The organism is Marinobacter sp. S0848L (genome assembly GCF_023016065.1).
Lineage (GTDB): Bacteria > Pseudomonadota > Gammaproteobacteria > Pseudomonadales > Oleiphilaceae > Marinobacter.
This window is the reverse complement of the sequence record NZ_JALKAQ010000004.1, coordinates 15365-40453: the sequence shown is the minus strand read 5'-3', so window position 1 is coordinate 40453 and position 25089 is coordinate 15365. Positions and strand designations below refer to the sequence as shown.

25 protein-coding genes are annotated in these 25089 nt (G+C 54.1%); 13 read left to right on the top strand and 12 right to left on the bottom strand.

The features are described 5' to 3' along the window. Position 1 precedes the first annotated feature (1 nt). The gene (locus MWU64_RS06665) at positions 2-421 is read right to left on the bottom strand and encodes a universal stress protein (RefSeq protein ID WP_247062766.1); all 420 of its coding nucleotides are present in this window, start codon (positions 419-421) and stop codon (positions 2-4) included. 192 nt (positions 422-613) lie between these two features. On the opposite strand from MWU64_RS06665, the gene MWU64_RS06660 reads away from it, so the two are divergent. The 4 genes from MWU64_RS06660 (at position 614) to MWU64_RS06645 (ending at position 3284) form a co-directional block, all read left to right on the top strand. Beyond that, the gene (locus tag MWU64_RS06660) at positions 614-1468 is read left to right on the top strand and encodes a crotonase/enoyl-CoA hydratase family protein (RefSeq protein ID WP_247062765.1); all 855 of its coding nucleotides are present in this window, start codon (positions 614-616) and stop codon (positions 1466-1468) included. Positions 1469-1471: 3 nt separating this feature from the next. Continuing rightward, on the top strand, positions 1472-2056 hold the full coding sequence (locus MWU64_RS06655) for a CPBP family intramembrane glutamic endopeptidase (protein ID WP_247062764.1): 585 nt from the start codon (positions 1472-1474) through the stop codon (positions 2054-2056). Positions 2057-2088: 32 nt separating this feature from the next. Then, positions 2089-2697: a LysE family transporter gene (locus MWU64_RS06650; protein WP_247062760.1), complete on the top strand. Its 609-nt coding sequence runs from the start codon at positions 2089-2091 to the stop codon at positions 2695-2697. 101 nt (positions 2698-2798) lie between these two features. Then, entirely contained in the window at positions 2799-3284 is a 486-nt protein-coding gene (locus MWU64_RS06645) for a DUF4442 domain-containing protein (RefSeq protein ID WP_247062759.1), read from the top strand. A gap of 27 nt (positions 3285-3311) precedes the next feature. Here MWU64_RS06645 and MWU64_RS06640 read toward each other — a convergent pair whose 3' ends face one another. Further along, positions 3312-4367: an alpha/beta hydrolase gene (locus MWU64_RS06640; RefSeq protein WP_247062757.1), complete on the bottom strand. Its 1056-nt coding sequence runs from the start codon at positions 4365-4367 to the stop codon at positions 3312-3314. A gap of 124 nt (positions 4368-4491) precedes the next feature. On the opposite strand from MWU64_RS06640, the gene thpR reads away from it, so the two are divergent. After that, on the top strand, positions 4492-5064 hold the full coding sequence (gene thpR, locus MWU64_RS06635; protein WP_247062755.1) for an RNA 2',3'-cyclic phosphodiesterase: 573 nt from the start codon (positions 4492-4494) through the stop codon (positions 5062-5064). Here thpR and MWU64_RS06630 read toward each other — a convergent pair. The 3 genes from MWU64_RS06630 to MWU64_RS06620 form a co-directional block, all read right to left on the bottom strand. Continuing rightward, on the bottom strand, positions 5061-5906 hold the full coding sequence (locus tag MWU64_RS06630; RefSeq protein WP_247062753.1) for a DUF6160 family protein: 846 nt from the start codon (positions 5904-5906) through the stop codon (positions 5061-5063). The genes thpR and MWU64_RS06630 overlap by 4 nt on opposite strands. A gap of 100 nt (positions 5907-6006) precedes the next feature. Beyond that, positions 6007-7827 carry a choice-of-anchor D domain-containing protein gene (locus tag MWU64_RS06625; RefSeq protein WP_247062751.1) on the bottom strand — a complete coding sequence of 607 codons (1821 nt, stop codon included), beginning with the start codon at positions 7825-7827 and terminating at the stop codon, positions 6007-6009. Positions 7828-8069: 242 nt separating this feature from the next. Then, positions 8070-9092 (bottom strand): AraC family transcriptional regulator, encoded by a 1023-nt coding sequence (locus tag MWU64_RS06620; protein ID WP_247062750.1) that lies wholly within the window; start codon positions 9090-9092, stop codon positions 8070-8072. Positions 9093-9264: 172 nt separating this feature from the next. Between MWU64_RS06620 and MWU64_RS06615 the strand changes: the two genes are divergently transcribed. Continuing rightward, positions 9265-9942 (top strand): class I SAM-dependent methyltransferase, encoded by a 678-nt coding sequence (locus MWU64_RS06615; protein WP_247062749.1) that lies wholly within the window; start codon positions 9265-9267, stop codon positions 9940-9942. Positions 9943-9952: 10 nt separating this feature from the next. Here the strand turns inward: MWU64_RS06615 and MWU64_RS06610 are convergent, their stop codons facing one another. The 6 genes from MWU64_RS06610 to MWU64_RS06585 all read right to left on the bottom strand — a co-directional run bounded on the left by MWU64_RS06610 (position 9953) and on the right by MWU64_RS06585 (position 14949). Continuing rightward, entirely contained in the window at positions 9953-10837 is an 885-nt protein-coding gene (locus MWU64_RS06610; protein WP_247062748.1) for a PA2778 family cysteine peptidase, read from the bottom strand. 122 nt (positions 10838-10959) lie between these two features. Continuing rightward, entirely contained in the window at positions 10960-11361 is a 402-nt protein-coding gene (locus MWU64_RS06605) for a PA2779 family protein (protein WP_247062747.1), read from the bottom strand. Positions 11362-11458: 97 nt separating this feature from the next. Continuing rightward, the gene (locus MWU64_RS06600) at positions 11459-12904 is read right to left on the bottom strand and encodes a phospholipase D family protein (protein WP_247062746.1); all 1446 of its coding nucleotides are present in this window, start codon (positions 12902-12904) and stop codon (positions 11459-11461) included. Between the two features lie 39 nt (positions 12905-12943). Then, entirely contained in the window at positions 12944-13690 is a 747-nt protein-coding gene (locus tag MWU64_RS06595) for a glutamine amidotransferase (protein ID WP_247062745.1), read from the bottom strand. 35 nt (positions 13691-13725) lie between these two features. Then, positions 13726-14451 carry a YebC/PmpR family DNA-binding transcriptional regulator gene (locus MWU64_RS06590; protein ID WP_247062743.1) on the bottom strand — a complete coding sequence of 242 codons (726 nt, stop codon included), beginning with the start codon at positions 14449-14451 and terminating at the stop codon, positions 13726-13728. 69 nt (positions 14452-14520) lie between these two features. Continuing rightward, positions 14521-14949, bottom strand: a complete 429-nt coding sequence (locus MWU64_RS06585; RefSeq protein ID WP_247062741.1) for an SRPBCC family protein — start codon at positions 14947-14949, stop codon at positions 14521-14523. A gap of 168 nt (positions 14950-15117) precedes the next feature. Here MWU64_RS06585 and tssI point away from each other — a divergent pair, with 168 nt between their 5' ends. From tssI to MWU64_RS06550, 7 genes are all read left to right on the top strand, one after another. Beyond that, entirely contained in the window at positions 15118-17238 is a 2121-nt protein-coding gene (gene tssI, locus MWU64_RS06580; RefSeq protein ID WP_247062740.1) for a type VI secretion system tip protein TssI/VgrG, read from the top strand. Next, a complete protein-coding gene (locus MWU64_RS06575) occupies positions 17235-18032 on the top strand; it encodes a DUF4123 domain-containing protein (RefSeq protein WP_247062737.1) in 798 nt (265 codons plus the stop codon). Before tssI ends, MWU64_RS06575 begins: the two co-directional genes overlap by 4 nt. After that, positions 18029-20146, top strand: coding sequence for a LysM domain-containing protein (locus MWU64_RS06570; RefSeq protein ID WP_247062736.1), 2118 nt, complete (start codon positions 18029-18031; stop codon positions 20144-20146). Before MWU64_RS06575 ends, MWU64_RS06570 begins: the two co-directional genes overlap by 4 nt. 13 nt (positions 20147-20159) lie before the next feature. After that, on the top strand, positions 20160-21098 hold the full coding sequence (locus MWU64_RS06565) for an SUMF1/EgtB/PvdO family nonheme iron enzyme (protein WP_247062735.1): 939 nt from the start codon (positions 20160-20162) through the stop codon (positions 21096-21098). 404 nt (positions 21099-21502) lie between these two features. After that, positions 21503-22048 (top strand): DUF3592 domain-containing protein, encoded by a 546-nt coding sequence (locus MWU64_RS06560; protein WP_247062734.1) that lies wholly within the window; start codon positions 21503-21505, stop codon positions 22046-22048. A 33-nt stretch (positions 22049-22081) separates the two neighbouring features. Continuing rightward, positions 22082-22780 (top strand): DUF3592 domain-containing protein, encoded by a 699-nt coding sequence (locus tag MWU64_RS06555; protein WP_247062733.1) that lies wholly within the window; start codon positions 22082-22084, stop codon positions 22778-22780. 81 nt (positions 22781-22861) lie between these two features. After that, positions 22862-23965: an AI-2E family transporter gene (locus MWU64_RS06550; RefSeq protein WP_247062732.1), complete on the top strand. Its 1104-nt coding sequence runs from the start codon at positions 22862-22864 to the stop codon at positions 23963-23965. Positions 23966-24007: 42 nt separating this feature from the next. On the opposite strand, the gene MWU64_RS06545 is transcribed toward MWU64_RS06550, so the two are convergent. Beyond that, positions 24008-24997 (bottom strand): XdhC family protein, encoded by a 990-nt coding sequence (locus MWU64_RS06545; RefSeq protein ID WP_247062730.1) that lies wholly within the window; start codon positions 24995-24997, stop codon positions 24008-24010. Positions 24998-25089 lie beyond the last annotated feature (92 nt).

The window sequence follows — 25089 nt, the reverse complement described above, 5'->3', positions numbered from 1 at the left end:
TTTAGCGCACCACAAACACCGAGATTTTACTGTGCTTGACGATCTCTGCCGCGTTAGAGCGTAGCAGGTGCAAAGCATCGCCAATTCCCGGCGGGTGTGACGCCATAACCACCAAATCGGTACTCGTGTCTTTTATGGCACCGAGCAACTTGTCATCCAGTTCAACGGCTGTGTCGACAGACTCCAGTACTTTCGCGTAGGTCTGAATACCGTGTGATTTACCTTGTTCCTCGGCGAATGCTTGCAGCTTGTTTGCCAGTTCTTTCGGATTATGCGCGGCAGCACCGGGCGTGCTGTTCGTCACGGTCACGTAACAAAGCCTTGCCCCATAGTGCTTGGCCATATCGATGGCTGTATTGAGCGTTTTCGCCATCTGGTCCAGGTGCGCCAGATCAACAGGAACAAGAATGTTCTTGTACATGATCTAATCTCCTTCTGTTCAAAAAAATGAACTATTGATAGTGAGTCTGGACCATGATCTCCGTTAACCGCAAGTTTGAAGGGCGTTCCCTAGGAACTCGTTTCGAGGTAATGTGCGTGCTACCGAATACAGAGCTGAACACCAGCCAGTAATAAAAACATCTTAGGGACATACCTTTAAAGGAGTCACACCGTGTCGGAACTCGCCACCTACGAAAGCTTTAATATCGAAGTCAAAGACCACGTTGCACACGTTCAGTTCAGTCGCCCGGAGGCGATGAACTCCATGAACAAAGCGTTCTGGTTGGAGCTGCCCCGTTGCGTGCAGGACATCGAAACCAACACCAGTGCCCGGGCGATCGTAATTTCCTCTACCGGAAAGCACTTCTCTGCCGGCATGGATCTGGCGGTGTTTTCTGATCCGAAATCTGTGCCCATGAGTGGCGACCCGGGCCGTATGGCCGAAAATTTGCGCCGCGTGGTTTTACAGCTGCAAGACACGCTGACGTCACTGGAAAAAGTGCGTTTGCCTGTGCTGGCAGCGGTACACGGTGGCTGCATTGGTGGCGCGCTGGATTTGGTGTGTGCTGCCGACAGCCGCTACTGCACCAAAGATGCTTATTTCACGATTAAAGAAACCGAACTGGGTATGACCGCAGACGTGGGCACATTGCAGCGCTTGCCGAAGCTGATGCCTGAAGGCGTGGTGCGCGAACTGGCCTACACCGGCCGGAAGTTTGGTGCCGAAGAAGCCCAGCGTCTTGGTTTTGTGAACAGTGTGTACGACAGTCAGGAAAAAATGGTCGAGGCCGTGCTGGGGATCGCCGCACAAATTGCTGCCAATTCGCCGCTGGCGGTGACCGGCTGTAAAGAAATGCTGAACTTCAGCCGTGACCACAGCGTCGAAGACAGCCTGAAGTACATGGCTACCTGGCAGGCCGGTATGTTCCGCCCAACCGATATGATGAAAACCTTCCAGGCCAAGGCTCAGAAACAGGCTCCGGCCTACGATGACCTGTTTCCGATCAAGGATCTGTTCTCCAGCTGATTTATGACCCAGCGCCAAGGCTCCTCTATCTCGCCTGTCACCGCCTTGTTATTTCAGGGCGGTATTGGCGTCGTTGGAGCCTTCGCGCTTTGGCTGTTTGATATCCCGTTGTCAACGGGCGAGCTGGAATTGGCTAAAGCGGTTTTGTACGGCGTTGTTGGTGCCGCGATCACCTATCTGTTGCTGTTGCAGTTGACCAAACTCACCTGGCTGTTCCCGGATAACCTCAGTGATCAGATGCAGGCTTTGTACGAGTTTGCGGCCAGTTACCGTTGGCCAGCACTGGTGTTGTTGTCGTTACTGGCCGGTGTCGGGGAAGAGTTGTTATTTAGAGGCGCTGTCCAAGGCTGGTTGCTGCAGCACACAGGGCCTTGGACCGCAGTGATTGCCGCGTCACTGTTGTTTGGCTTGGTGCACTACGTTTCTTTAACGTACTTCGTGATGGCCACAGGGCTGGGCCTGATCCTGGGCACCGGTTATCAGCTCAGTGGGAGTATGGCTATGGTCATGGTTTGGCATGCCATTTACGATATGCTCGCCTTGTATTTCTTATTGAATTACCCCTCATGGTTCGGTGTTCGCCGATAATCTCTTTTGACTCGAGACGGTAGAGATAACCTGTGTTTGAAAGCTATGTAACCGGTTTGTTAGTGGGTGGTGGCCTGATCGTGGCCATTGGCGCCCAGAATGCGTATGTGCTCAGCCAGTCCATTCGCCAAGAGCATCACTGGTGGACTGCCGGAGTGTGCATGATCTCGGATATCGTGCTGTTCACTTTGGGGATGTTTGGCGTATCCGCTGCGCTGACTGCGATGCCGCAAGGCTTGGAGATTCTACGCTGGCTGGGTGTGGTGTTCTTGGGCTGGCTGGCGGTTCAGGCGTTCATTCGGGTTGGCTGGGGCCGAGCGGCACTGACCGCAAAGCAGCAAGAGCGACGCAGCTTGCAAGGCGTCCTGCTGACCACGCTGGCCGTGACGTTACTTAATCCACAGGTGTATTTAGACACCTTGCTGCTGGTGCCTTCAGTGGGTGCGCAACAACCAAGTACCAATGGGTTTTTGGTCGGCGCAAGCAGTGCATCTGTGTTGTGGTTCGGGGGGCTGGCGTGGTTTGGATCGTCGATGGCGCCGATTCTTTCACGCCCGAGAGTTTGGCGCGTTATCGATGGCTTGATCGGGTTGATGATGTTGGCTATTGCCCTGCAGCTTGCCTTAGTGGGCCTGGAATAATTCAAACGGTTGTATGAAATTAGGTTGAGTCTTCGATTATCTTGCAGGAAGATAGCGGGCTTTCGAACGCTTGCTAGCTACTCAATTTGTCGAGGAACTCTATGAATTCAACGATTCGCCGCTGGTTTGCCAGTGCCAGCTCGATGCGCCATGTGATGAATACCTTTGCGCCATACCTGGGTGCCGGCATCAAGGCGACCCATATCGCAGATGATTTCTCCACCGCCACGGTCGAAATGAAGCAACGTTGGTACAACACCAATTACGTGGGCACCCATTTCGGCGGTTCGCTCTACAGCATGGTGGACCCCATGTACATGCTTCTGCTCATGCGCAAGTTGGGCAACGACTATGTGGTGTGGGACAAAGCAGCGAGCATCGAATTCGTCAGGCCGGGTAAAGGCCGTGTGACGGCTCATTTTGAGCTGACTGAAGAGAGGCTGGAGGAAATCCGGCAGGCAACGGCAAGCGGTGATAAATACCTGCCGGAGTGGACCCTCGATGTTGTCGATGAATCCGGTGAGGTTGTCGCGAAAGTAAATAAGGTTCTATACGTCCGAAAGAAAAAAGCCCGGGCCAATAGCTGATCCGGGCCTGCTAGTGTCAAAGGCTGGCTACTGAGAGCCTGCCTCGACCCGCTCCAGAAAGTGTGCGATGTCGTCGAAGGCTTCCTCGGCCTGAGGTAACAGCGGGGTGAATATCTGCCAGACATGAACCATGTTCTGCCAGGTGTGCAGCTCCACCGGAGACCCTTCCGATCTGGCTTTTGCGGCGTATCGGGCCGCATTATCCAGCAGCATTTCCGTGGTGCTGGCGTGAATCAGGGTAGGAGGGAGATTCGCAAGACTCCCTCTTAGTGGCGACGCAACGGGATTGGTGGGTGACAGCCGAAAGGCGGCAAGAGTGCCCCACCACAGCACGGGCAGGGGCACTTTCGAAAGTCCCCCAAAAACCGGACCGAGCATGGCATCGCTTCTAATGTTATCCCGGTTGCTGGGTGCGGTTAGCGTGAGGTCTGTGGATGGAGACAGCGCGACCGCGGCGTCGGCTTGGCGTAAACCGCTATCGCGTAACCAGGCAATCAAAGACAGGGTGTGACTGCCACCGGCAGAATCCCCGGCCACAACCATAAACTCCGCTTCGGATTCGTCGTCGGGACCGTGGTGAAGAAGCCAGGTATAGGCTTCCCGACAATCGATGATGCCGTCCATAAAGCGATGTTCCGGCATTAATCGATAATCCACAGCAAACACCGCGGCGTTGGCAATTTGAGAGAATCGATTGGTCACCGCGCGATGGCTGGTCGGGCTACCAACAGACCAAGCGCCGCCATGAATGTAGAGCACTCTGCGTTGGGTGTTCACCCCCGGCGCAATCACCCACTCGCCTTTGGGCTGCTCGCAGGGGCGAACCTCAGACTCGATGTTTGCCTCTGCCCCTATGCGATCAAAATGGTTACGCACCGCTGCTAATCTGGCTTTTCCCTTAAGTCCTTTGGACGCACGCCCCATTTCTTTTATCCGTGAGAGCACTTCGTCGTGTGCGGGGTGAGGGGCGACTTCATGGGTGGCCCACTCGTTGCCGTCAAAGTGCGAAAGATCCTGAACCCGAAATAACAGGAAAGTGGCAACAACGAGCAGTACAACGATGGCGAGCAAGATCCAGAGCATGGGAGTTCCTTATGGGTGCCTCGTGTTTCGATGCATAATATGCTGGCGTTATGTTCTTATTATGGCAACTATTTCAGAGTGGCGATGGCTTGCCATTGGCTCAGTTGCCCAAAGGAGGCCACGTATGCCGAAGGTGTTTTTTGGTGTTGAGATTGCGCCGGACATCAAACGGCGTTTGCTGACTGTGCACACGCCGGTTCAGAGTGCGCGATGGCAAAGTTTTGAACAGCTGCATCTGACCTTGGCGTTTTTAGGAAACGTGCCAGACGAAGCCATGACCCGTTTGTTTGACGCGGCCCAAGCCGTTTCGGAAAAACCATTTGAATTAACGATCAGAGGGCTGGGGTGTTTTGGCACACCACAGCGACCGAAGATCCTCTGGGCAGGAGTGTCTCCGGAAACCCCGGTAGCTCATCTGTACCGGCAGTTGCGGGATAGCTTGCTGGCAATGGGGTTCAGTGTCGAGCATCGAAGTTTTCAGCCACACATTACGCTGAGCCGTTTCGGACGGGATGCCGGCTCGGTTCAACGCTTGATTGACGCGACCGGTGAAAAAGGCTTTGGTACCATGACCGTTCGGGCGTTCGTGCTGTATGACAGTACCCAGGGGCCAGACGGTTCGGTTTATACCGTATTGAACCGATTTCCTTTGAATAAAGAGGGCTCGGGGTCGCCGAGCCCTCTGGCACGAACTTAGTGACCGTAAATCCGCAATTGGGTGTTATCAACCACCAGGTTGTCTAGCATGACGGACCCGATGGAGGTTCCGCCAACCAATACATCACCAATCGACATGTCTGCCGCAAAGGTATTCAGATCGATCGCCAGAGCGTCTTGGGTGGGATCGGCCAAACGGGTGGACTTATACACGTCCATGTCGATATTCGCGCCCAGAGTCAGGACACTTGGGTTCGCTGCAGAACCGTCGAGTTTGGTGCCCATATAGTCAGCACCCGTCATTTTCAGGTCGCGAATACCCAGAGCCAGGAAGTCGACATCGACATCCAGATCAGAGATACCAACCTGAGTCTTCAGGTTAAGCTTGTCGGTGGCGGTATCAACGCGGATACCCACTTTGGTAAACGCACCCACCATGCTGAAGTTGCTGGCGAGCAGAGTGGAATCGGTAGCACCTTGCAGGGTCCAGTCACCCGTGCTTACGCCAAAGTCGATCGGCGCTGCGGTGAGGGGCCAGATGTTGATGACGGCATCACCGTCTGCTTCAACATCGATGTCGATCTTGATGTTATCAATGAGGTCGTTGGCTCCACCGAACATGATGTCACGGAAATCGGTGATTTCTTCAAACAGGTCCGTGCGATTGGCACCCCCGATCTTGATGTCTTTGATCGAGAAGGAGCCTTCATCGGTGTAGATGAATTCATCGATGGAGAGCTTTGTTTCCAGCTCAATGGTCACGCCGGCCTGGCCGGTCACATTGCTCATGTGAGCATCTTCGAGTGGCTTGAGGTCTGCGTGGGCGACTAACGGGAGCCCAGCGACAGCCAGCACTAACGCGGTTTTTTTCAGGCTTTTCATATCAGTATTCCTTGTTTTTTGCTTTTATTGTCGTGCTTGTAGGTCACAACCGGCTATGCCGGTTGTGACCGATTCCCGGCATAGCCGGAACTTTTCGAACTTATTGTGGCGTCAGGTTCAGGTTGATGGTGTTGCCTGGGCCAGACATGAACTTGTTCAACACGCTGGTCAGCAGGCCACAGTTCTCAAGCGGTGGCAGGTCGTAAACACCGGTTACGTTGCCGCCGGTTGCTGGCGAGAAGTTTGAGCCTTCGGGGCTTGTCAGCTGAATATCAACCGGAGTGCTGGTGCGGCACTGATCGCCCCCACCGATGCGCACTGGCAGGCCGAAGAGTTTGATCGCAACCTTGGGCACTTTCACGTAAAGCGGGGAGTTAGCAGTCAGCTTGCCATCGACCAGAGAGCCGGTGGTCAGCCCGGCTTGCTCGAATTCAACGTTGGCCGCTGCGTGCATCTTGCTCCACAGTACCTTGATGGTGAAGTTGCCAGACGTTGGGTTCACCTGAGTGTCTGCTTCGAAAGTACCAGAGGCCAGATCAAGCAACGTGGCGATAGTGCCGTTCAGTGGCAGGCTGCCACCATTCGCGGCGATTAGAGTGGAACCTTCAAGGCCCAATAGCAGCTCAAGCTCAGTGCCGCCTGTGGGTTCTTCAAAGGCTTCAACGGTGACAGGTACAGTCACTTCGGCATTTTCGGTATCGCTGGAGCGGATCACCAGGGCTGCGGTGCTCACGCCAGCAGCGCCCGCTGTGTAGTTCAGCTCGACAGAGCAGCTAGCACCCGCAGCGACCGTGGTGCAGTTGTTGGTTTGGGTGAAGTCGCTGGCATTGGAGCCTGTCAGCGCAATGCTGTCGATCTGCAAAGCGGCGTTGCCGTTGTTGGCAATGCTCACTTGCTCTGATTTGCTGGTGCCAACCTGGACGCGGCCCAAATCTACAGAACCCGGGGTAACGGCAATTTCAGGTGTAGGTGCCAGAGTGCCTCGGCCTGATAGGGCAACGTCGATGCTTGGCTTGTCGGCATCGGTAGACTCAATGGTGAGAGTGGCGTTACGCGTGCCGTCGGTGCTTGGTGCGAAGGTTACGTTAACGCTACAAGATGCATCTGGAGCCAGGGAAGAGCCGCAATCACTGGTTTGGGTAAACAGTTGCGCATCAGGGCCGCTGATGCTGATGTTGTTGATACCCAGCGCGGCACTGCCGGTGCTGAGGATAGAAACAGACTGCTGAGCGCTCAAACCTGCCTGTACGGAACCAAAGGCCAGTTCTTGAGTATCCACGCTGATGCGCGGTGTTTCGACGACCTCACCAGCGACGGTGATGGTTTGTAGAAGGTTGTTCTGGTTCGGCAGCTGCACACAGTCGGTGGTGATTTCACCGATGGGTGCTGGAGCAATGTCACCGTTCGCGGTACGCGCGATCAGCTCGAGCTGTAAAGCGCCAACGCGAATTTCAGCCTGGCCGATGTCATCGGCGGTGAACAGGATTTCGGGCGCCACACCCGAGGCTGGCACATTGAACTCGCCAGTTTCGGCAGGAATAGCGGTAGGCGGAATCTGCAGGGTGACAATTTGCTCCAGAGCACGGCCAGCCGTAATGATGTTGTTTGTGCTTGTGGCGACGCCTTCGACGGTTTCGGAGCCAACGAGTTTCAAACCGGTGCGGGCATCGTCATTGACCACGGTAATCGCAGTCACTTCAAATTGTGGGGTTGGTTCACCCACAGATGCTACGGCGGGAATGTCAGCACTGATTTGCGCGCGAATGGGTTGGGTGCCAATCAGCGGAAACGGACATTCAAAGGCCAGTTCGGTTGAGACTTGTTCTGCTGCTGCGTTGCTCGCACCACCAGCCATCAGTGCTGCAGCGGCTACGGCGGGGCCGAGCTTGCGCACGTTGGTATTGAGGTTACTGAGTTTCATTCATTCGTCCTCTGTCTTGCGGTCATTGTTGTCGTTAGGTTGCAGACATCACCGATGAGGGCATTCGATCGGACTTGCGTAGTTCCCTTGGTCATAGGCGTTGAGCCCACAATTGCAGGGTTATTAGACGGGGAAGGAGGAGGTGCCGTCATTGCGGGTGACGGCACCATTTTTGTCTAAAGCGGTAGTGGGGGCAGGATTTTGCTCAAACCGTGAACGACATCAAGGTGAAGAGACTTTGCTCACTTTTTGTTTCGGGCTTTCTTTCGGACATCACCGGGGGTTTGCCCTGTCCAGGATCGGTACGCTTTGGTGAAGCCGGCTTGATCACTGAACCCCAGTTTTTCAGAGATGGATTCCAGCGATACGTTGGTGTCTTTTAAATACAAAGTGGCAAAGCTTTCACGTATTTCGTTCCGAAGCTCGCGGAATGATGTGCCGGCCTTCGCCAAGTGCTGGCGAAGTGTTCTTGGGCTCATGTCCAGCCGGCGAGCAAGGTTTTGGGTGGTGCAGGGGCGGCCGGGCTGACTCATAATCAGTTCCCGGACCTGTTGCACGGTTTCATCACATTCCACCCGTTTTTGTGACTGGGAGTGGCGGGTTCTCGCGACCAGAAATTCCAGATTAGAATCGTCTTTTCGAACCGGCGCGCCTTTTAAGGGGATGGTGACTTCGTTGGTGTTGGCGTCAAAGATGAACTCGCAATTTGGTGCGAGCAGTTCCCAGTTTTCCAGCGGAAGGTTGCTAGGGAAATCGAACCGGAAGGTGAAGTGGCTACAGACCTGGCACGAAACACGATAAATACTGCCCATGTAGATTTTCACCAGACAGGCTTTAAGATCGTCGACGCCCCAGGTGTCGATCAGCTTCAGGCGAAAGGTGGAGCCCGTAGATGCCAGTTCCATATCCATGAGCGGAAGCCCAACGCGCAAGTATTGTACGATCATGCTAACTAGGCGCCTGGGGTTTTCTTGTTCCAGCATGGCGAACCCTAGAAGTCCGTGGCAGGGCAGGTCCAGTTGTTTGCCAAATTCAAAGGGCGCACGCTCATCGGCCATTAGCCAGTCGGCCTGTCGGAGCAGCTCAAGCACCTGCGTCATAGACAGGCTGGCTTCAGGATTGTTGAGCAGTTCATCGGTAATGCCGGTTTTCGTCAAAATGGTGTTTCGTTTTACGCCGCGCTTTTCCATAAAATGAACAAAACGGCGAGCGTAACGTGCCGAAATGATCGGCACCTCCAATGCGAGGGGCGTCGACATATCCATATGAGTTCTCTTAGGGCGTTCGTCATTAAACAGCGCTTATTATTCAGCCGTGTAAGGCTATTTTTTGCGCAAGTATAGGCAGCTGCTTCGGAGAGCTTTGTAGTGATAAGTCACAATTTGGCGGCATGGCCGGATATGACAAATGGAAAAGCCCAAAACGTGGAAGGGTTAAATGTATTCAGGCTCTGAGGATCTGTTGGTGAATAACATCTCCGGGATATGCCCCGTGTGCGAGCAATCTGTTTTGGAGCCGTTTCGGGAGGTGGAGCAAAAGCGTTACCTAAGGTGTGGCAACTGCCACGCCACGATTATGGCGCCCGAAACCCGGTTAACAGCTGATGAAGAGCGCGCGGTGTATCAGCTGCACAACAACGATCCTGATGACGCTGGCTACCGGCGGTTTTTGTCGAAGCTGGCGGCTCCGATGATAGCAAGGCTGCCGGAAGGTGCAGCGGGGCTGGATTTCGGATGCGGTCCGGGCCCGGCGTTGGCCAGGATCTTCGAAGAGGCCGGGTTTTCGGTCGCTCTCTACGACCTGTATTTCTATCCCGAATCGTCTGTGTTGGAGCAGCGCTACGATTTTATTACCTGTACGGAAGTGGTAGAGCACTTGTTCGAACCGGCTAAGGTGTTTGCGCAATTCGATCGACTGCTGAAGCCCGGTGGCCTTTTAGGCGTGATGACCTGTTTTCAGACGGACGATGATCGCTTTGATAACTGGCACTACCGTCGCGACCCTACGCATGTGGTTTTCTACCGGGAAGCCACCTTTGAGTGGCTAGCCGACCGCTATGGTTGGCAGCTTGAAGTTCCGGCGAAAGACGTTGTGTTGCTTCGGAAGCCGTATTAATCCGCTGGGTTTACTCGGTTTCAATCGGGCAAAGCGGTAATTTTTTGCATGAGGGCTTGGTGTCGGATGAGCGCGCATCCGGGTGGAAGTTCTCGACCGGGAAGCGGTCACCGGCTAACTTGGCAGCGCAGGACATTGCCTGATCAGCCTGTTTGGCGCAGCCCGATGCGGACAAGGCGTAAGCCAGATTATTCCAGCCTTCGGCAAACTCCGGAAACCGTTCGGTGGCAATGCGCAGGTAGTTGGCGGCATCGTTAAAGCGGTTCTGGCCGTAGGCCAGATTCCCCAGAGCCAGAAGCGGCGAAGGCTCGTCCGTCCAGTTTTGTTTGGCTGTTTGGTAGGCCGTTTCCGCAGCAAGTGTATGCCCGGTACTTTCCAGATCGTGGGCGGCCCGTAACCAGGGCAAAAGCTCTGCCGTTGCAGGCAACTGATCAGGCGGCAGGATCACTGCTGCCCAACGTTCGGCACGGCTCCAGGTGGCATCAAATACCTTATAGGGTTGGCGGTGATGTTTGCGTGTGTCGGTATTGAGTATCAGGGTTTCCTCCTGATGGTCGTAACCGACAACCACGGCAAAATGCCACTGTTGCCACCAATCGAACCCCAGGTTCTGCATTACCAGCACCGGGTTGCCGACGGAGACTTCTGCCAGCAGTGTTTCGATGTTTGGTTGTAACGGGTAAACGACCATGTTGTGTGACCGCGCACCGGCGACCATTTCGACTTGCAGCGAGCCTTCCCGGCCCGGCAAATAAACCAGTTCTTTCAGGATTTCCGGGTCGGTGCTCAGGCCTTGGCTATTGAGCATAGTGGCCAAAGAGGCCGGACCACATTGGTATTTTTCCTGCGGATAGAAGGGTACGTCCTGTAGTAACTGCTGACCTGACGCCACCATCTGATTGGCATCGGGCGGGGTGGGCCAGGGCGGTGTGCTTGCGCAGCCGACCAGCAGAAGCAGCCCGAGAAGGGCTGCCAGTCTGCTGCATCGAAAGAGTGCGGTCTTGAAAAGAGGTTGAATTAGCGAATGCAATTGATGAAAGAGAATAGGTTAGTGGCACACAGCATGTCGGTGATGATGAACACCAACAGGAATAAAACAATGATCCCGACCACCCCTTCACCGGTGGGGGCTTCGGCCAGCTGTTGCTCAAAATCGGCCAGTTCGGTGGGCGTAAGGTTCTGAATTCGCTCCGCCACCTGGTCTTCACTGACACCGAGTTCGGCGAGTTTTTCTTTAACGTCCTGCTGTTCCAGCATGTTCAGCAACTGCTGGCGGTCGAGGTTGACCTGTTGTTGCTGGATCAACTCACCGGTCCCGACCATGCCAGCATGGGCAGAGACTGAAAAGGTGGTGGCAAAAGCCATCAGAATGGCCATCACAAGCGAAAACTGCTTGGCATAGCGTCGAATGCCGTTCATTGCAGACCCCTTTCTTGTTTGTTTGGTTTCCTTAACCCTAGAGCGCTCCGGCTTATCATTCAACATACAAAACGTTCATAGATAAGAAGGGTTTCGGTTAAAAGGTTGATAGGCCGGTAGCTTCCATAACGCGGTATTGCCAGTATTTCAGACGGGAGTTATCAGCCCAGTCGGAATAGGGCAAGCTTAGAGGTGCGCTGTTTGCTTGTTCGTTAGCCCAGTGCTGATCGAAATACTCCGAGGCTTTACGGGCGACCGGATGGCCGTTCGGCACGCGCAGCCAGACATTGGATTCAAGATTCAGGTCGTCCAGATTTCTTCGCGTAAAGTTGGCAGAGCCAAGCAGCAGTTCTAGCTGACCATCGTTGCGCGTGTAGGTGAGTAGCTTGCTATGGCACTGTTCCCCTTGGGTATTGCACCAGCGCACGGCAACGCCTGCTTGATGGAGTTCCCGGCCAACGGGGCGATTGGGAATTCCGTTTTTCTCATGGCCGAAAGCATCTTTGTTTGCGTCCAGCAACAGACGGATGGCAACACCACGGCGCTGTGCGGCTTTTAATGCTTCGATGATCGGTCGGTGAGAGAAATAGAACATGGCGATATCCAGCGCTTCGCCAGATTGGCTACGTGCGATCATATCCAGAGCTTGATCGCGAATGGCAGATTCGGTGAGAAGCTTGATCGTTTCTGACGAGGCGGGTTCAGGGCTTTTGGCGGTGGCAATCTCGTTAAGCCAGTGGTCAAACGTTTGTGTGCTGGCGCCGGACATATGGGCGACGGCGCGCTCGCTCTGAATAACATCCTTTATGGCAGGCCCGCTGAACATGAGTCCGATGTTGCTGTGCCGGCTGCTGCCGTCGTGGGGATTGGCTGAGGTAATGAGCGCGCGGAACTGGTCACCCGAGTCGGCGACCAAAACTTTACGATGATTGGCTTTAAAGTTGGGCAGGGCCAGATAGCTGCGCAGTGTCGTTTGTTCGGTGCCCAAGGCGTTTGGTAGCCAACCGCCGTCGGGATTGTTACCAAACCATTGGCAGCAAAGGCGCCACACGGCAGACCAGGCGGGGTTGCTGTCGCGCAAAGGTTTGAGGTTGGTGACGATCAGTTCGATGCCGGCATTTTTCAACGCTTCAAACTCGGGTGAGCGGGTGCCGCCGTAGAAAGTGTTCAGTGGGTCTGAAATCACCACTATATCGATGTCTGGAATGGCCTGTTTCTTTTTGACCAATGCTGTCGTCAATTGGTGGGCCAACGGGCGAAGTTCTACGCTTTCTGCGCCAGTGCTGTTGTAAAGAAACATGTCGATTAAGATGAACTGCTCAGCTTGAGCGATCAGCCTTAAAGCTTCATCGAAGATTTCGTGGTCCAGCTGTGTTTCGCCGTTTGGAAGGTGCCGCGTGATATCGGTTAACAGGCGAGGGGACAGCACAGGGGCTGCGTTTCCTGTATATCGAATGCCCTCCGGGAGAGGTTTGTAGGCATGCCATGCCCCCAGAGCGATCAGAACCAGCAATAAGATACAGGCTACTAACTTCATCGTCATAGTCGCTTCGATCCGTCGAACAGGCCCGAGTTGCGCCGTTTACTCACGTTGTTTATTGATAACCCACTCGGAGAAAAGCTCAAGAAGCCGGGTAGCGTGAGGGGCCGGCGATACGTTGTTCAGGAGTGATTCGGAGTTAAGGCCTTCTTTTTCAAGCTCGGGCTGTTGAACTCGAAGGTAGCTTCTCATTACGTCATCAGAGAACTCGGGGTGGAACTGAACGCCCCAGGCGTTGGTGCCAACACGGAAAGCCTGATGTGGTTCGAAATCCGATGCGCCAAGCAGCACGGCGCCGGGAGGTAGCTCCAGAACGGATTGCTTGTGGGTCAATTGCGCCAGAAATTGCTGGGGAAGGTGGTGAAACAGTGGATCAGATTGCGCGCTGTCGAACAGGCGGACGCTCTGTGTGCCAGTCTCTCGCCCTTGCGGGTGATAACCGACTTTGCCCCCTAAGGCGTGGGCGAGTAATTGGTGGCCGTAGCAGACCCCGAACGTGGGCACGTTTGCCTGTACGGCCTCTTTTAACCATTCGGCCGCGTGCTCACTCCAAGGCTCACGGTCGCTCACCATGGCGGGGGAACCAGTGATGACAACGCCATGCCAATCCTGAGGGCGGCCGGGTGGGAGTGTCTGCGTCACGTCAGCGGTGGTAAGGTCCAGCTGGCTGGACAGTCTAGCGACAAACCAGTCTTCAAAATCTCCGAACTGATCTTTGATTTGAGGGTAGGTTGTGCCCGTTTTCAGGATCACGACACGAGGTTTCATGCCCTCATTTGTACCAGCCATACTGCACCTCATCTGATGCTAAAGCGTTGCGCAGATTATTCCTGCGGCAATTCTGCGTTATGGAAAACGTTCTGAACATCGTCGAGATCGTTCAGCATATCCATAAATTTTTCGAACATCGGAATGTCGTCGCCTTCTACCGGGGTGGTGGTTTTCGGCAAGAACTGGATTTCGTCTACCTCAAACTCGATGCCGTCGAAAGCGTCTTCCAAGGCTTGTTTGGCTTTTGCGTATTCAGTGTTCGGGGTGAAAACGGTGATGGTGTCGTTTTCGTTCTCGATGTCAGTGACATCCACATCGGCTTCCATCAAAGCTTCAAGAACGGCTTCTTCATCCTGGCCTTTAAATACGAAAATGGCGCAGTGGTCGAACATGTGAGCGACGGCGCCAGGGGTGCCGATTTTACATTTGGTTTTGGTGAAAGCCAGGCGAACATCGCCGAAAGTACGGTTTGGGTTATCGGTCAGGCAGTCCACAATGACCATGCAATTGCCCGGGCCGTACCCTTCGTAGCGAGCGGTGGAGTAGTCTTCGCCCGCGCCACCTTTGGCTTTATCAATGGCTTTTTCAATAACGTGGGTGGGAACCTGATCTTTCTTCGCGCGCTCGATCAGCCCTCGCAGAGATAGGTTGGCCTGAGGGTCAACGCCGCCAGACTTGGCCGACATGTAAATTTCCCGACCGTATTTGCTATAAACCTTGGTTTTTGCCGCAGCCGTTTTGGCCATGGACTCTTTGCGATTCTGATAGGCTCTGCCCATAGTTCTGTGCCCCTTGCTTGCTATAAAGAGCGTGATTTTACTGAACCTGACGACAATACAACAGCTTTGTTACGCCAGTTCGGGAACTCGCCGGATTCCGCGGCGCAGGCCCAGCTCAAGTGAGGAGCGAATCAGCTTGCCTGTAAAGGGAACGACATCTTCAAAGCTGATGGTGTACCGAAGGCGAGTTTGGCAGTCACTGGTGTCGCTGAAATGAATGCGCCCCATGTGATTTTTGATCGGGCCGGCGCTGGTGACAGTGTATTCGATCAAGGAGTAGGGCTCGAACTCAAGTACCGTCTCTTCGATACTCAAAGGCCCCAAGCCGACTTTACGAACCGACCCCGCGCCATTCGGGTCAGCCTGATGGCTGTCTTTGATGCGCTTGACCGGCGCACCAATCATTTTGCCAAAGCGGTGGTGATCAGCAAACAGAGCAAAGACCTTCTTGCGCGGCACGTTGAACGTTTCGTCGATTTCGATTCTGTAAACAGCCATTTTTGCTTCTCTTGTTCTTTGGTATTGGCTCAAGAGTAACGGTTCACAGTGTTTAACAAAAGATGCCGGGTGGGCCGCGTGGGAGGTTGGTCTTATGGAGCGCTCTCGTTATAATCGTATTGCTCAGGACGAGCAGGATCTAAATCACACACTTCAGGGACTGAAGTTATGCCCCAGGCAAGCGGATTGCAGTTCACCGCCCGTGTTGGCGAATTCCCCTCAGACCACTTTGTGGTTGCCAGCTTTGTGCTCACCGAAGGTTTGTCCACGCTCTCCCATGGCCGTTTGAAACTGGCCAGCACCGATCCGGACGTGCAAGCCGCGGATGTATTGGAACAGCCGGTGGATCTGGTGGTGTGGCAAGACGGCCAGCCCCTGCGTCGGTTCACCGGCGTGGTGAACGAATTCGTACGAGGCAACACTGGCCACCGCCGCACCCATTACGAAGTGGTGATTCAGCCTCCGGTGTGGCGTTTGGGCTTAATGCACAACAGTCGTATTTTCCAGGCCCAGACCACCGATGCCATTGTGCGCACGCTGTTGGAAGAGCGGGGCATTGTGGATACGGTGTTCGATCTGAAACGCGCGCCCGAAGAGCGGGAATACTGCGTCCAGCACCGCGAAAGCGACCTGAAATTCTTGGAACGACTCGCTGCCGAAGAAGGCTGGCACTACCGCTACCAACACGGCAGCGTGGACGGTGAAGAGCAGCCGGCCTTAGTCATTGCCGATCATCACGGTGATGCGCCCAAATTAGACCCGGTAGAATGCAACACCAAAGCCGGCGGCAGCACCCAGCAGGCCTGCATCTACAGCTTCGCCTACGAAGAAAGGGTGCGCGCTTCATCGGTGGCGATGAAAGACTACACCTTCAAGAACCCCGCCTACGCTCTGATGCACGAACAGAGTGCCGGCGGTGTAAACCACCGGGAAGACTACCAGCACTACGAATACCCCGGTCGCTACAAAGCCGACGCCAGTGGCCAGCCGTTTTCCCAAACCCGATTAGACGCACTCAGAAACGATGCCTCCGTCGCCAAAGGTAAAAGCAACCGCCCGGATTTTGCCGCCGGAGCCAAAGTGGAACTGCAAGACCACGACAGCCAAAGTCTGAACCGGGAATGGCTGCTGACCGCCATCACCCACACCGGTAAACAACCGCAAGCGCTGGAAGAAGAGGGCGGTAGCGAACCGACCAGCTACACCAACGAGTTCACCGCCATCCCCGCCGATAAAACCTGGCGCGCCCTCTGTGAGCACAAACCCGTGATGGACGGCCCCCAGATAGCCATCGTGACCGGCCCCGAAGGGGAAGAGATTCACTGCGACCAATACGGCCGCGTAAAAGTGCGGTTCCCTTGGGACCGCTACTCCAAAAACGATGAACACAGCAGCGCGTGGCTGCGCGTCTCCCAAGGCTGGGCTGGCGGTCAGTATGGCTTTATGGCACTACCGAGAATTGGCAACGAAGTGATTGTCAGCTTCCTCGATGGCGACCCGGACCAGCCCATCATCACCGGCCGAACCTACCACGCCACCAACACACCACCGTACGCGCTGCCGGAACACAAAACCCGCACCACATTAAAAACCAAAACCCATAAGGGTGAGGGCAGCAACGAACTGCGCTTTGAAGACGAAGCTGGTCAGGAGCAAATCTACGTCCATGCCCAAAAAGACTTGGACCTGCTCACGGAAAATAACCGCACCGAAGTCATCAGGAACGACAGCCACCTGACGGTGGTGAACAACCGCTTCAGCCACACCAAAGGCAACAGCCACCACACCACAGATGGCGAACATCGCGAGAGCATCGGTGCCGACTACAGTCTCACCGTAAACGGCAGCCACCACAGTAAGCAGGGCAAAAACCAGCTGGTGGAAGCCGGCACCGAAATCCACCACAAGGCCGGTATGAAAATCGTGATCGAAGCCGGGGCTGAGGTGACGCTTAAGGCCGGTGGCAGCTTTGTGAAGGTAGACCCGAGTGGGGTGACGGTGTCAGGGCCTTTGGTGCGGATGAATTCAGGGGGTGGGCCTGGGAGTGGTAGCGGGGTTGGGGTTACGGGGCCGTTGTTGCCCGAGAGTTTGAGCGAGTTAACGGCCAACGATGAGCCGGTGCAGGTGGCGGAAAATGACACCAGAGCGACAGCGGGCCCTTCTGTAGCCTCGGTGCCCGCGTTGAAGTCCGCAGCTAAAAAGGATGTTGCTCTTGTGAAGCAATGCGGCCGCCAACCGGATGGTTCTTGTGCCATGGAAGCCTGTGCATGTGAGGGTGACATTGCATGATGGGCTTGGATGAGAAGGCCGTTAAGCGAGCTTACATACTGATTGATGGTGCGGTATTTGATGCTCCCAGATTCATCTATGAATACGATGATCAGCCGGAACTAGAATACCTGTACCTTGGTACACCCCATGAGGCGGTCATCGAGGTGAGCCCCTGCCTTGTAAAGCCTTCGCCATCATCACGAATATGGTCAGAGCAGGGAACGTGGCAGGACCATGCCGTTGTCCTGATGGCAGACGAGATACTGCCCGTATTGGCCGATCATTTACGAAGCCTGTTGAGCGTCAAGTTGCCTGATGGGGGTTATTCCTATCTCAGGTTCTATTCCCCAAAACAGCTGGTCAGGTTGATGGGAGCGTTCAGTGATCTGGAGCGAGACCAATTCAGTGGCCCGATAACAGACTGGCTGGCGTTCCAAAATGATGGTCAATGGCGGCGATTCAGTGCAGATGGCCAGAGACCAGCCAGGCAGGCTGCTGAGGAAGGCTGGTTTGTTCTTGCTGATCACCATATTGAGGCCCTGGCAGCGATGGCCAGAGAAGAGTTCGCAACCAGGTTGGCCCGATATCTTTGTCTAAACGATACATCCAGAGTGAACGCGTTGATTCAGCAGGCCAACTCGTTTGGGTTCCATACAGAGAAAGACGTAAGCCGATTTGCAGAGCTAGCTGTAGTGCACGGAGAGCGCATTGAGCATCCAGAATTTCAGGCTATTTTGTCCAGTTCTGAAATGCCAGCAGGTATGCGCTTGAAAGAATTGGATAAACGTTTGGCATATGGAGTTGCCTCATGAGTTCCGAGTATACCGTCAAGTCCGGCGACACCCTCAGTGCAATTGCACAGCGACACCAAACCACGCTAAGCAGCCTCCTGAGACTGAATCCGGATATCGATAATCCTGATCGGATTTTCCCCGGGCAACGGCTCAAACTTCCCGCTGCAAACGATGCCGATTTCTCCAGCTGCGAGGTAGGGCAAATAGCTCAGGAACCACCATGTGCAGAAGAAATTGTGGACGTTGTCCATGTCACCGGCTCTGATGAGTTGATCCTGTTGACGGAAGAGCAACTCTCCGAGTGGCTTGAGGAGGAAGAGTTTGTTTGCGGCCCGATAAACGAGTTTTATGAAAGGCTGGATGAGCTCAACGACGGTGACGAGGTTTCCGAATTGAGTCCGACTGATGGTGAAGGCCGGTTGCTGTCAGAAGTGCAGGAAGAGAAAGAGCGCCTAGTTGAAGAACTGGAAGCTCGCTCCGTTCTTACTAACGATATGCAGAGCATACCGCCGATCACTGAGATCAAAAGATTGGCCGGCAATAGACATGTTACGTTTGTGCGCTCTGACAAAATGAAGAATCACCAGCGACGTTATTCCATAGCGGCAAGAGACCGGGCGCGGAGTGATGGATGGTTAACCGAGAATGGTGTTGATCCGGCAAAGCTTCGAGATGCTATTCGAAGTGAGCTAAACATCAAGTTCAACGCAAAATTGTGGGAGCCTGATCAGAATGGTGCCCTCATGACGACATTGAACAAGTTTTACGATGAGGCGTCCTGGTCGATCTGGGGTGATGCCGAGGCAAGACAAAAAGCGATCGACGAAACTGGCTTTGATGCTTCGGCAGAGGCTCAGTTTATGCGTTTTGCTGCGGGGGGAAGTGCTTCTGGTGAGTTTGATCCGCGAAAAGGCAAAGTTCACTTTCAAGCGAAGTTAGAAGGGCAGTTTGCTCTGGCTCAAGGAAAAGTGGGTATAGAGCAGGCGTTTCCTGTGAATAATCGGTCTGAAATTCACATCCCTTACCGGGTTGGCGGTTGGGACGGCGAGCGGAGAACTGCTTCGCTGGGGCATTTTCAGGCGGCGATTATGGCTTCGCTTTCGGGATTTGCCGGAGCCTCAGCACTTGTTGCCGGTAATGTTCATGTATCTACTACCGATGGCCTCCCGACTATAAAGGGAATTGCTGCTAGGCAGAACGGGCAGAAAGCAGAGATAGAAGGTGGTGTATTTGCGGGTATCCGAGGCGGGTGTGAAGTTTCAGGTGAGCTGCGCTGGAGAGATGTTCTAACTGAAGCGCGAGAGTGGGATAAGCTCTGCAGTATCGGGAAGAAGGTCGAGGCTGCGTTTGGTGCAGGAGCTGAGTTTAATATTCGATTGCACTTCAGTGAAACCACAGGAAAGTTTTATTGCAATGCCCACGCAGGGCTCGTTTTGGGTGCCGGAGCCGCAGGAAGTTTTCTTCTCGAAGTAGAAACACAGAAAATTATGCGGATGCTTCATTTTGTCTATAACGCATTGCTTGATGTGGACTTCAGGTATTTGGAGTTATTTGATCCTGATACGGAAGCGTTCGACTGGTATAAACGAATGAGTTTGTTCGCATTGGGGCGTGGCCTCACTGCTGCTGCGGCAGCTCATGAGTTTGCGACGAGCGTGGTGACCGCGCTTGCAGAGTTTGTGGATGATGTATTCGTAGGACGAAAGCGCGAGCGGGGTGGGGCTGAGCTTGCCCAAAACGTTGTCAATGATCTCGCTCTTAAGGAAGACGCCGTGTTCTTGCATTCCCCTCCTGAAGTCAAAGGCACTGTCTTGGACAATATTCTCTATGATTGGTGGGTTACACCTGATATCTGGAGTAGTAACGACATAAAGATTCAGGCTGTGAGCGAGATCCTTGCTTCATTTCAAAGTTGGCGTGATTTCGAAGAAACGGTGTTTCGGATGAATCCTGAGGGTGTTGCCAATCGGGAGGATTTTCAAGAGAACCTTGATCGCCTATTTGAGTTCGTTGGAAAAGGTGAAACTGATCAGAGGTTATTCATTTATGAGCTGAGGAGTAAAGTCGCGATCGCGGGTAGACCAGTGCAAATGGACCCGTTTAATGCCTGTCGAATATGCGGGATAGCTTAGGAGGCTTTGATTAATGTCGGGTGTTGATCCACTAAAAGTAGTTTGTTTGGTAGTAGTGCAAGCGCTTATTTCGGGCTGTGGCGAGGATGAAGTGGTATCCCAAGTCCTAACGCAAGCTATAGATAATCAGGTGTTCGTGCAAGGTGGTGAGTTTGCTCTTGGAGATGTTGGGAAGCCTGATGGCACTCCTTACGTGACTCTGACGGATCATAGCCGCCCAGTGGTTAACGTTAGGATCGATAGTTACTCGGTATCGCGGTTCGAGACGACTTGGGGTGAAATGGCAGTTTACTACGAAGATCTTGAGCGAGCTCACCTATATGCAGACCAGTTCAGCTTAAAAAAGTACCTGATGGTTTCGGATGACCCCTTGTCACCCAACTATTACCGAAAGCCCGCCCGAGTACCAAATTACGGAGAGGCTGAGGGGTATTGCGCCTGGCTTGCAGAACGCACCGGGCTGCCTTTTGCTTTGCCTACGGAGGCTCAGTGGGAGTATGCGGCTCGAAGCCGGGGGAGGGAGGTGCCCTATGCCACCGATACAGGCGATGTCGAGAGGGATCCCTACCTTCGCCGCCCGAAAGAGTATGTTGACCCTTCGATACCGCCTTCTGGCAACACCCTGATGCACTCTTCGCTGAAGTTCGAGCGGCGCCCGGTTGGGAGCTACCCACCAAATCCGCTAGGCCTTTATGACATGACTGGAAATGTAGCGGAATGGACGCAGGATTGGTTTCAAAGCGACTATTACAGGAACGCACCCAAGGAAAATCCAAAAGGTCCTGACGGTCCGCTTGATACCGACAATCCTGAAAAAACCGTGAGGGACTGGGCCGGTAGAGGGGAGCACATTGGCGGTGGCGGCACCGTGTTTGCTCGAAGTGGTCAGCACATTGATTCTTCGGGGAATGGTTTCCGTTGTGTCGTTAACCACTCTGAGCCTGTTAACTGATTAACGGAGTGCAATACTCTGACGCTGTACGACAAGTAATTCCGACGATAAATATGTGAGGTTTTCAAGTTCAGAGGAAGAGCTCAGCACTTTAATAAGAGTTGATAAAACACGGACGTTACTGAAGTCGTCCAAGAACGCCTGGATCCAAACGGCCCCACAACCCGCCTGATCGATATCGAAGAAGACTACATGGCGCAAAAACAGAAGGAGCTGGACGAGCTTCATGAAAGAATGCGCAAAACTCATCCCCGGTAGGTCTTTTCTCAGCAGAGCCAATCGTTTGCTGCGTTGATAACCAACCTCAACCCATTAACTAACCTCCCAGCGCCGGAAAAATGCTCAGAAAAAACCACATTGATTGGCCGCTCCTGTGGTCAGCAATAAAATCTGACCTAGGCATTATGCTAACGATGCTGTGCGTAGGAATAATCACCACCGCTGTGGGTGGTGGCATTTTCTACGTCGACTTTGGCGACTGGGGTGCCATGATTGCGGGAGGTTTCTTCGCATTGATGGGCGCTGGGATGGTTCTGCTTGCTATCGTCACGACTTACTCAGGTACCAGCTACCTCTACGGCCAGGCCTTGCTACGGAAGCACGGTGTAGAGGTGGACGGCGTACTGACCAAAAAAGAAGCGGATTGTCAGTTTCATCAGGAATACGATCATCGAAATGAGCCTCAGGGGGAAGGGCATTATCAGTGTAACCTTATGATTGAGTTTGATTTTCAGTTTGATGGCCAAAATCACAGTGGGGCCTTCTATCTGAGTAAGCTGGCGACGTTCGACAAGTTGCAGGAGGGTGACCCGGTGCCCCTCAAGGTACTCAGGTTTGATTCCTCCGTTCACAAGGTACGAGAGCGGCGTCTGGCAAATATCTTGAAGGGGCGTGAGCCCCAAATGCCTTCTCTCGTTCCCGAAGGCGCCGAAATTGGTCAGATGGCTTAAGGAAAGAGACCCCAAAACACAAGGAATGAACCATTGAAAACCCTGAATATCCTCAAATACGTCTTCACACTCATTGGCGCCGGTATGCTTGTTGGTGCGGTGATGAGTTACAGCAGTACGGTGTCATTTATCGAGCGAGCCACGGAAGCCACGGGCACGGTCACTGACCTGGAGCGCTCTCGCTCCAGCGATTCGACAACCTATTATCCGGTGGTGGTTTTCGAGGATATCCGTGGTAGGGAGATCGAGTTCCGGTCGCGTTCCGGCTCAAATCCGCCGTCGTTCAGTCGCGGCGAGCGTGTGTCTGTGTTTTACGAGCCGTCGGTTCCGGAGAGTGCTCGCATCAACAGTTTCTTCTCGCTGTGGGGGCTGCCCATGATTCTTGGAGGTATGGGGCTCGTGTTTGGCGCCATTGGCGGCGGGATGCTGTTGTTTGGTTGGAAGAAGAGCCGCTCACAGGCTTACCTGAAAGATCACGGCACCGAGGTGCTCGCAACATTTTCGTCGGTTGAGCAAAACACCAGTCTGACCGTGAACGGTCGTAACCCGTTCCGCATTGTCTGCCAGTGGCAGCACCCTCAAACCGGTGAGCTTCATGTATTCCGAAGCGATAACCTGTGGTTTGATCCAACTAATCATATTCACCAGGAAACAATGCCCGTACTGGTCGATGAGGCCAATCTCAAGCGCTATTGGATGGATACATCGTTTTTGCCCAGGCTGGCCGGTTAGCAAAAATCAACAATGCGTTAAACCCCCGAGGGCGTTAGACTGTGTTTTCACTCGAGAATTCACTACAGGAGAGCGCGCCCCATGGAGGAGTCGCCGCAAACGGAAAATGCCCCCGAGTCTGAACAGGAAGGCAGCGTTTTTGCCGGGCTGTCTACGCCTATCTATGGGCTGTTCGCATTGGGTGTTCTTTATACACTTTATATCGCGCATCAAATCATACTGCCGATTGTATTGGCGGTACTTGCCAGTTTGTTTTTGTCTCCTTTCGTCCAGCGCGCTTACCTTAAATTTCGCATTCCGAAAGCCGTCAGTTCGTTGTTTCTCGTGTTGCTGGTTTTGGTGGGGATTGTCGGCGTTGGCGCAGCGGTTGCCACGCCGGCTCTGGAATGGGCGCAGAAAGCGCCGCAGGGCATTTCACGTTTATTGGTGGGAGACAGCCAAATCAAGCGCCAGATCGATAAGGTGAGCCGGTCAGCTGAGCAAGTGGAGAAATCGGTAGAAGGCTTGTCGGACAGTGGCGAAGAAAAGCCTAAAACGGTGGTGTTGGCCACGGATTCCTGGCGAAGCCAAATGGTTTCGAAAGTCCGAGACGGCGTGGCCGGTTTGGCATTGGCTTTGGCTTTAACCTATTTTTTGCTCGTAAGTGGCGACCGCTTGATTCGAAACTTTGCTCGGCAATTGCCGGCATCTCAGCGTCGAAGAGTGTTGCGCATTACCCATTACTCCCAGCGTGAAATCGCGCAATATTTGGCGGTTTTAGGGGTAAGTAATACATCCGTTGGCGTGCTGACCGCTCTGATTTGTTGGGCTATTGGTTTGCCTGACCCGGCCATGTGGGGGTTGGTGGCCGGCTTAGCCAGATTCATTCCCTATCTCGGAAACATGCTGACCATTGCGCTGTTAGCCTTAGTGTCCGCTGTGACCCTAGACACGCTTTGGATGATGGCGTTAGCGCCCTTAAGCTTTATCCTGCTCACGACCATTGTCGGGTTTTTTCTCGAGCCGTGGATTCATGGTTTTCGTATGGCAATTAATCCCGTCATTATTTTTATCTCGATTTTCTTCTGGGGCTGGTTGTGGGGGCCGGTCGGGGTTCTTCTAGCGGTCCCGTTGATGACCGTCATCCAAGTCGTTCTAAAACAGATTCCTAAGCTTCGTCCCGTATACAAAGTTATTGCTCGATGATCGATAAGGCTAGGCCGGATAGCATGGCCTAGCCTCCCTCCGCTAAGCTAGATGCAATGCAGGCGCCGTAACCCCCTCGCGCACACGAACAACGTCCGCCATCACCGAAAGGGCAATCTCGGCGGGCGTTTTACTTCCAATGTTCAGGCCGATAGGCATGTGAATGCGGTCGGCTTGGGCTTCCGTTAAGCCGCCAATTCGCAACAGGCGTTCCCGACGTTTTTCGGAGGTCCGTTGGGAGCCCATAACGCCTATATAGAACGCGTCGGTTTTGATCGCTTCAATAAGGGCGGTATCGTCAATCTTGGGGTCGTGGGTGAGGGCAACCACAGCTGTGGCCCGGTGGCAGCCTTCACGGGCAATCCAAACCGACGGGAGTTCCTGGCGTAAGGTCACGCCCGGCACATTGAAATGCCGAACCTCCTCGGGCCGGGGGTCACACACAATCACTTCAAATCCAAGGCTGTGGGCAAAGCTGGCGCACACGGTTGAGACTGGCGACAGACCGGCAATCACCAGACGTGACACCGGGCCCACGCGCAGGCGCACTCGTTGTCCGTTCTGGTCTTCTTCCACTTTGCTGCCCAGACTGTCATCCGGGATGAGTTCAACCTCGCCGGTTTTCAGGCACAGATTGCGCACCAGTGCGCCGGCCCCCGCCAAAGCTTTCTGTAGTGACTGAAAGTGTTCGAAAGTGTGGTTATTGGCGGGCCAGTGTTCCACCAGCACATCCAGAACACCGCCGCAGGGGAGGCTAACGCGAGGGTTGTCCGGGCCATCTGAGGCACCGTAGCGGACCCGGTTCAGGCGGTTCCGGAATTCTCCGTCACTTAGTCGTGCCAGAAAATCTTCCTCGACACAGCCGCCGGAAAGCGAGCCGCAATGGTCGCCATCGGCTTTTGCGATTAACCAGGAGCCGGGTGCTCGCGGCGATGAGCCAAAGGTGCTCAGTACGGTGCACAGCCAGAAACCTTCGCCGGCCTTGCACCAGTGCATGGCTTGCTCAACCACCTGAATATCCAACGGCTGCATTGATCTCTCCTGACAGGTTGTTCGATTCGTCTTGTTATAGGTTGGTATAGGCTGCGCCAACTATATCAGGGCACAGCTGCAATGTGATGCGC

Bases quoted from the DNA above. Each gene is read 5' to 3' on its own strand.
- MWU64_RS06640 (WP_247062757.1), bottom strand. From the start codon at position 4,367: ATGCTCTGGATCTTGCTCGCCATCGTTGTACTGCTCGTTGTTGCCACT.
- MWU64_RS06645 (WP_247062759.1), top strand. From the start codon at position 2,799: ATGAATTCAACGATTCGCCGCTGGTTTGCCAGTGCCAGCTCGATGCGC.
- MWU64_RS06560 (WP_247062734.1), top strand. From the start codon at position 21,503: ATGCTAACGATGCTGTGCGTAGGAATAATCACCACCGCTGTGGGTGGT.
- MWU64_RS06585 (WP_247062741.1), bottom strand. From the start codon at position 14,949: ATGGCTGTTTACAGAATCGAAATCGACGAAACGTTCAACGTGCCGCGC.
- MWU64_RS06630 (WP_247062753.1), bottom strand. From the start codon at position 5,906: ATGAAAAGCCTGAAAAAAACCGCGTTAGTGCTGGCTGTCGCTGGGCTC.
- MWU64_RS06625 (WP_247062751.1), bottom strand. From the start codon at position 7,827: ATGAAACTCAGTAACCTCAATACCAACGTGCGCAAGCTCGGCCCCGCC.
- MWU64_RS06620 (WP_247062750.1), bottom strand. From the start codon at position 9,092: ATGGATATGTCGACGCCCCTCGCATTGGAGGTGCCGATCATTTCGGCA.
- MWU64_RS06595 (WP_247062745.1), bottom strand. From the start codon at position 13,690: ATGGCTGGTACAAATGAGGGCATGAAACCTCGTGTCGTGATCCTGAAA.
- MWU64_RS06570 (WP_247062736.1), top strand. From the start codon at position 18,029: ATGAGTTCCGAGTATACCGTCAAGTCCGGCGACACCCTCAGTGCAATT.
- MWU64_RS06590 (WP_247062743.1), bottom strand. From the start codon at position 14,451: ATGGGCAGAGCCTATCAGAATCGCAAAGAGTCCATGGCCAAAACGGCT.
- MWU64_RS06565 (WP_247062735.1), top strand. From the start codon at position 20,160: ATGTCGGGTGTTGATCCACTAAAAGTAGTTTGTTTGGTAGTAGTGCAA.
- MWU64_RS06665 (WP_247062766.1), bottom strand. From the start codon at position 421: ATGTACAAGAACATTCTTGTTCCTGTTGATCTGGCGCACCTGGACCAG.
- thpR (WP_247062755.1), top strand. From the start codon at position 4,492: ATGCCGAAGGTGTTTTTTGGTGTTGAGATTGCGCCGGACATCAAACGG.
- MWU64_RS06655 (WP_247062764.1), top strand. From the start codon at position 1,472: ATGACCCAGCGCCAAGGCTCCTCTATCTCGCCTGTCACCGCCTTGTTA.
- MWU64_RS06600 (WP_247062746.1), bottom strand. From the start codon at position 12,904: ATGACGATGAAGTTAGTAGCCTGTATCTTATTGCTGGTTCTGATCGCT.
- tssI (WP_247062740.1), top strand. From the start codon at position 15,118: ATGCCCCAGGCAAGCGGATTGCAGTTCACCGCCCGTGTTGGCGAATTC.
- MWU64_RS06610 (WP_247062748.1), bottom strand. From the start codon at position 10,837: ATGGTGGCGTCAGGTCAGCAGTTACTACAGGACGTACCCTTCTATCCG.
- MWU64_RS06575 (WP_247062737.1), top strand. From the start codon at position 17,235: ATGATGGGCTTGGATGAGAAGGCCGTTAAGCGAGCTTACATACTGATT.
- MWU64_RS06550 (WP_247062732.1), top strand. From the start codon at position 22,862: ATGGAGGAGTCGCCGCAAACGGAAAATGCCCCCGAGTCTGAACAGGAA.
- MWU64_RS06545 (WP_247062730.1), bottom strand. From the start codon at position 24,997: ATGCAGCCGTTGGATATTCAGGTGGTTGAGCAAGCCATGCACTGGTGC.
- MWU64_RS06615 (WP_247062749.1), top strand. From the start codon at position 9,265: ATGTATTCAGGCTCTGAGGATCTGTTGGTGAATAACATCTCCGGGATA.
- MWU64_RS06605 (WP_247062747.1), bottom strand. From the start codon at position 11,361: ATGAACGGCATTCGACGCTATGCCAAGCAGTTTTCGCTTGTGATGGCC.